Consider the following 6,343-nt stretch of genomic DNA (forward strand, 5'->3'; position numbering starts at 1 on the left):
TGCTCTGCCATGGGCTTATCCTGAATCTGAAGCAAAAGTCGCTTAAATGCCCTGGAAAGGAATTTCTTTCCCTGCGGGCCACCGAACTGATCTTCGTACCCATCGGATAATAAATACAGAGCATATCCTGTAACCAGAGGAAGTTCCGCCTGAGAGAAGGGTTTATGCAGGTATGCGGAAATTCCGATCGGCATCCGGTCGGCATCCACCTGCATCAATTCATAATTTTCATTTCTCACGGTTCCGCGGGGTAACTGAGACTCCGGCACGGGGTTTTTCTTTTCTTCCTCCGTGAGCGGACGCACAACATACATTGGGTTATTGGCTCCGGAAAACTGAATGACATTCCTTTCCCTGTCAATAATTACCAGAGAGAGATCCATTCCGTCCTTCGTCTCGTTTTCCTCACCGGTCTGCCTCAGCTGGGTAATCACATGTTCCCTGAGCTCATTGAGAATCTGAGCCGGCTCATTGATATCACTTTTCAGCACAATTTCATTCAGGAACGACATACCCAGCATGCTCATAAAGGCGCCGGGAACACCGTGGCCGGTACAATCGGCTGCCACAATGTAAGTCCGCTTCCCTTTCTGGGTAATCCAGTAGAAGTCTCCGCTCACGATATCGCGCGGTTTGAAAAGAATAAAATGTTCCGGCACCTGCTCGGCCAGAATCTTCTCCGTTGGCAATACCGCCTGCTGAATGCGGCTGGCATAAACAATGCTGTCGGTAATGTCTTTTTTCTGTGCAGCAATCTGATCGCGCTGATTTTCAATTTCTTTTTTCTGCTTAAGTATCTCTGCCGTACGTTCCTGCACAATTCCTTCGAGCCGGATTTTTTCAAGCTGAAGCCTTCGCGTATTGTATTTTACAATGCCCCAGACCAGAAAAACCGCCACAACAACATACATAATGTAGGCAAAGATGGTCCGGTACCAGGGAGGAAGAATAACAAAGGCAAAGGAAGCTTCTTCACCTTCGGTTCCGTAAACATTCCGTGCTTTCACCCTGAATACGTAATGCCCTGGTGACAAATTGCTGAAAAAAACCTTGGATTCAGACGACCAGGCCGACCAATAATCCCGGTACCCTTCAAGAAAATAGCTGTACCGGGTTTCCTCCGGCTTGTCATAAAAAGAAGCAGCATATTCAAACTGCACACTGTTGTCGGCAAACCGTATTTCCGGCAGCATTCCCTTTTCCTGCTGCAGCAAAGGAAGAAAAGAGGATGTGTCGGATGAATTCCCTGCAAAATATCCTCCGAACAAAAGGGAGTCTTTTCCAATGGTGATGTTCCGTATGAGGGTTTTGAAGGGGGCATCGTACCGGAAAGGAACCTTTTCGTCAATGGTATACAGCTCATTTCCCACGCCAATCCAGATAACGCTATCGGAATCGCGGTAAGCATTATACATCATTCTTCTGGTCAAAGGACGGAAAGGAGCTTCAATTACTCTGGGCTTCTGGCTATTGCCGGTAAACAGAAGTTTTTCGACCCAGGCCTGGCTACCCTGAACGCAAATTGCGAGGTATTCCCGAGGGCCAATTCGTACAAAGTTAAAAACCCCTTTACTTCCATCAGACCATTCTCTGCCCATCAGGGTATCGGGCACAATTTTGTCGTCAGCACTGTTGTAACGATACACGCCCGAAGGAGTGGCAAATACCAGACGGCCATTCACAATAAATACGTTGTCGTCGCGCAGGGTCGGCAGACCGTCTTCCAGTCCATAGTGCCGCACAAGAGTATCCCTGCCCGAAATATTGATTCGGATAATTCCGTTGGCATAAGTACCAATCCACACATTGCCATTTTCATCGTCAATGGCAGTTCTGGTTTCTATTCCCTTTACCTGATGGAAGGTGCCGGCAAATTTCCATCCTGCGGGCATTCTCCGGAGAATGTTCAGGCCATCAGGGCCGCAGACATACACAGTCCCCTGGTTGTTGGTTGAATTGAACAAACCTCTGGCCTTAAAGGCAGGAACATGATACGCTTTTTCGAGTGAAACCGATTGTCCGGGTCCGGTAATTTCAAACACCCCATAGTCAGTAGCTACCAGCAGGTAATCCTGTTTCCCTCCCATATTGCGCACGCGACAAAACGACCAGGGAGAAGAAATACCCGGTATAGGAATAAAAGCAGCATCGGATGCATTTTCACCCTTCAGATAATATACTTTCCGACCGGCAGCAATGTAAACCGTACCATTAAACTTCACAACATCGGTTATTTCTCCCTCAATCCCCTGTTCTTCACCCAGAATCCGGATGGGAGAAAAGATCTGGGCACACGAAATGCCGGAGGAAAGCGTAACCCACAGTCCCTGGCCGGAGGTTGGCTCATTTCCGGCATACAAAGCAGTAACGCCATCATCCTGCAGACGCCTTGATTTGTCAATGTGGTTGACCATTCTTCCCTCCTGGTCAATGATAACGACCCCTTTTTCAATGGTCCCGATGGCATACCTTCCATCAGGCAACGAAACTGCATTGTATATATTTGTGCCCTTTAACCACAAAGCAGTTTCCCTGCTCAGAAAATCGCTCACCTGTCCGGTAACCGGATTGTATAGCCGCACTCCCTGGCTTGAAAAAACCACCAGGGAATCATTCCGGTATGGCAAAACCGCCTGCACAGGAATGGAAGCAAAGACCTCTCCTCCGGGAGACGGAACAAATTCCTTTCCGTCAAAAACAAGAAGCCCCCTGGATATGGATCCATGGAAAATCTTCCCATTAGCCAGAAACGACCAGTAGGAATTCAGACTCCGCGGGAATGCATATACACTGATTGTTTTCCCGGACCAAATAAAAAGGTATTCGGTGGATGCAAAATATACCTTTCCGTCGTGGCAGAAAATGTTGTATATGGAAGAGAAGAGCCGGGCTGAATCGGGAACAAGAGTCAAAAAAGATCGGTATTGCAGTTTCCCTGAAGCATCGGGAACCAACATGCCAAAATCACCCTCGGAGCCTACATAAATTCTTCCTTCACTATCGGAAGCCAGTGACCAGACAATGCCTTTGGGGACAAAGATTTTGCGCCAGGAAACGCCATCGTACTCGAGCACCCCGTCATCGTTGTTGCCAAAATACATTACACCGCGATGATCTCTGGCTACAGCATAGTTCCAGGCTCCGAACCCGTTTTCAATCGGTGAGTAATTTTTAACCAGCACCATCCCCTTTTCAAAAACCTGGGAAAAAAGGGAAAATGGCACCACAAACCCAAGAATACATGCAATACGCAGACGAAAAACCATGTGCATCCCGGTGCGGTTATTTTCGTCTTAAAGATAAGAAGTTAATTGGTGATAACAACCATTTGCCCAGCGAAAATTATGGTAATATCCGCTCAACAGGCTACAGAGGCAAAAGGCATTATCTGCTTCAGTTGCCCGGAAAATATAGTTTGGCCGTGTAAACCTTGTCCCTTCCGGCCATTTTCACAATGTAAATTCCTGCGGGCAAAAAGGTTTGAATCTGGTTAATTTTTTCCTTTTGCAATGCACAGGTCTGAACCATTTGACCGGTGAGGTTATAAATTCCGACAAACGGACCCAGCACCTCCGGATTATCGGCCGCAATCATCAGGTTGTTGCGCCAGGTATACAATCGGACATGGAATTTTTCCTCCGCAACCGAGGTAGATTCAAATGCACTGCTTTCCCCTGCCGTGAATTCAGAAAGCACATTCGTGGTGGCTGAGAAAGAATGCTCTGCCGTATTTACTGCACTGAGTTTGGTCCACAACGGAGCGGTATACTGACCTCCAAACAATACCAGTTCATCGCCCTGAACGTCTGCCGGGGTATAATAAAATTTCAGTTCAGCCGAATAGTCAGTGATTCCGCTTTGCGACATGCTCCAGTATCGGTTAATGTAGTTGGCTGAACTGGAATTCAGAGGATGCCTGGTATTGAAAACGCGCACAGATGCAAAGGCGTCACCGGCAAAGGTACCTGAGGTAAAAAGCACCGACACCGGCGAATATTCTTGAACATTGGTGTTATCACCTACAGGAAAAACAAAACCGGCAGGAGCATCAAATTTTTTTCGCAGTTCGCCGGCTCCGTCGGTAATTACCATAGCCATTTCCGATGGCTCTCCGGCAACGGCCGACATAGGTCCAAGAGTAAGATGGTAATCGGACAGGTACAAAGATCCTGTGTTTAGCAACAGGTCGCCGGCAAGGGAAACATGGTTGGAAAGAAATACCCCTCCGGGATTACTGACAGAAATTTTGCCAAAAACAGTAGGAAGGGTCCCACCTATGGTCTGGGCAGAACCTCCCTGAAAAATCACCTCCCCGGCATTGGAAGGGCTAAGAAGCACAGTCCCTCCATCGGCGTTGTTCAGCCAGTCGCCCTGCAAATAAATTTTACCGTTCAGGCTCAGCCGGCCGGAAACAGCACCTGCCGATTGGTTGATATAGGAAGCACCGGAACCCTGGGCTGATATCACAGCGTTGCCGCTCACCACAATCAGGGCTCCTTTGTTAATAATGCCTTTCTGGGCCTGCATGGAGCAGGTCAGCATCAATAACATCCCGAGTAAGAATAAGGATCTCATCTGCTTACCGGTTAATTGGTGTTAAATACCCTGCATCATGGCCTGCTTTGCTTCTCAAGCTGTTCAACCCTCTGCTGAAGCTGTTCAATCTGCTTCTGCTGTTCCTTGATGGCTTCCACCAGCACCGGAACCAGCTTGGAATAATCAACGGCCTTATACCCGTCAGGACCTTCCCTGACAAGCTCAGGAAATAGCGGTTCAACCTGCTGGGCAACAAAACCGATTTGTCTTCCTTTATCAAAGCCTTTATCAGGAAATTCATCTGTACGGTAATCGAAATTCACACCCTGCAACTGCAGAATTTTCCCGAGGCTTCCGCTAAGGGGCACAATGTTCTTTTTCAGGCGTATATCAGAACCGAACCACGTGCCAGAACAATAAGCATTCCCATTAACATAAAGTGCATAAGATGTACCTCCGGAGACAAACAGTCCATAATAACTGCTTGCTGAAGCATTAATTCCTACATTGGCGTTGAAACGCAATTGATTCAGATTGAAATCGCCGTACATCAATGCCGAAGAAGCACCTCCACCGGCATTGTCAATAATCAGGGTATTGGATACGGTAGTACCCTGCCCTGCACTATATCCAATAAAAATGTTACCCGAGCCGGTGGCATCAGACCCCGCTGAAGTACCCAGATATACATTGTTGCTTCCGTTAAAATAACGGAAACCGGCATATTTACCGATAAATACATTCCGGCTTCCTGTGAACCTGCTGGATGAATTATCATAATCCCCGCCGGCACCTCCGCCGACAAACACATTGTCCTCACCGGTTGATACAGTATATCCGGCCGAATTACCAACAAAAACATTCGTCCGGCCTGTGTTATATTTCCCTGCCATGTAACCCACATAGGTACCTGCCTGCCAATCTGCCAGAGAATAACCTGCCTGGTAGCCCACCGCAGTAATATACGATGCACCTGTATTCAGAAAACCTGACTGGTATCCCATGAAGGTATTATAATTGCCTGTAGTGTTGCTGTAACCGGCCTGATAGCCAAGAAAAGCATTGTACTGTCCGCCGTTATTGGAATACCCGCTCTGATAGCCTAAAAATACATTGTATCCCGATGTTGTATTGCTGTAACCGGCCTGATAGCCAAGAAAAGCATTGTACTGTCCCTCGTTATTGGAATACCCGCTCTGATAGCCTAAAAATACATTGTATCCCGATATTGTATTGCTGTAACCGGCCTGATAACCGGCAAACAAATTATTAGCCCCGGTTGTGAGCGATCTGCCGGCTTCCTTCCCGATGGCTACATTGGAATTCCCGGTAGTGATAAAAATTGCAGCCGATGTTCCTATTGCCAGGTTGTCATATCCGGTGGTAAGGTGCGCCCCGGAACCGTTTCCAATCAGAATATTGTTGTCGCCCCCCTCTGGCACTGAGGTAAAATTTCCATTGCCTCCTGCATATACTCCAATAAAGATGTTGTTGTTTCCCTTTTTAAATGAGGCACCGGCAGCACCTCCGACAAAGGTATTGTAACTGCCGCCAATGGTATTGATACCTGCCATTGTGCCAAGATAGGTATTGGCGCCACCGTCAACATTTGATTTGCCTGACAGATTTCCGAAAAACGCATTGGCCGTTCCGGTGGTATTGGCCGTCCCCGACTGGTACCCGACAAAAGCATTGTACATTCCGGTGGTATTGGCCATTCCCGACTGGTACCCCATAAAAACATTGTACTTCCCAGTAGTATTGCTGATACCACTCTCCTGCCCTATCCAGTAATTCTCAGGGGTAA

The 6,343-nt window shown here is 47.6% G+C and carries 3 protein-coding genes; all 3 read right to left on the reverse strand.

Going from position 1 to position 6,343, the window contains the following annotated elements:
- A partial coding sequence (locus GX419_08825; protein NLI24794.1) for a SpoIIE family protein phosphatase occupies positions 1–3,266 on the reverse strand: 3,266 nt, incomplete at its 3' end.
- A gap of 127 nt (positions 3,267–3,393) precedes the next feature.
- Complete coding sequence (locus tag GX419_08830) at positions 3,394–4,575, reverse strand: T9SS type A sorting domain-containing protein (GenBank protein ID NLI24795.1); 1,182 nt, start codon at positions 4,573–4,575, stop codon at positions 3,394–3,396.
- A 35-nt stretch (positions 4,576–4,610) separates the two neighbouring features.
- A partial coding sequence (locus GX419_08835; protein NLI24796.1) for a hypothetical protein occupies positions 4,611–6,343 on the reverse strand: 1,733 nt, incomplete at its 5' end.

Source organism: Bacteroidales bacterium, assembly GCA_012517825.1.
GTDB lineage: Bacteria > Bacteroidota > Bacteroidia > Bacteroidales > JAAYUG01 > JAAYUG01.

What these genes read in the sequence shown, in the direction of transcription:
- GX419_08830 (NLI24795.1), bottom strand. Translation starts at nt 4,575, where the DNA reads ATGAGATCCTTATTCTTACTCGGGATGTTATTGATGCTGACCTGCTCC.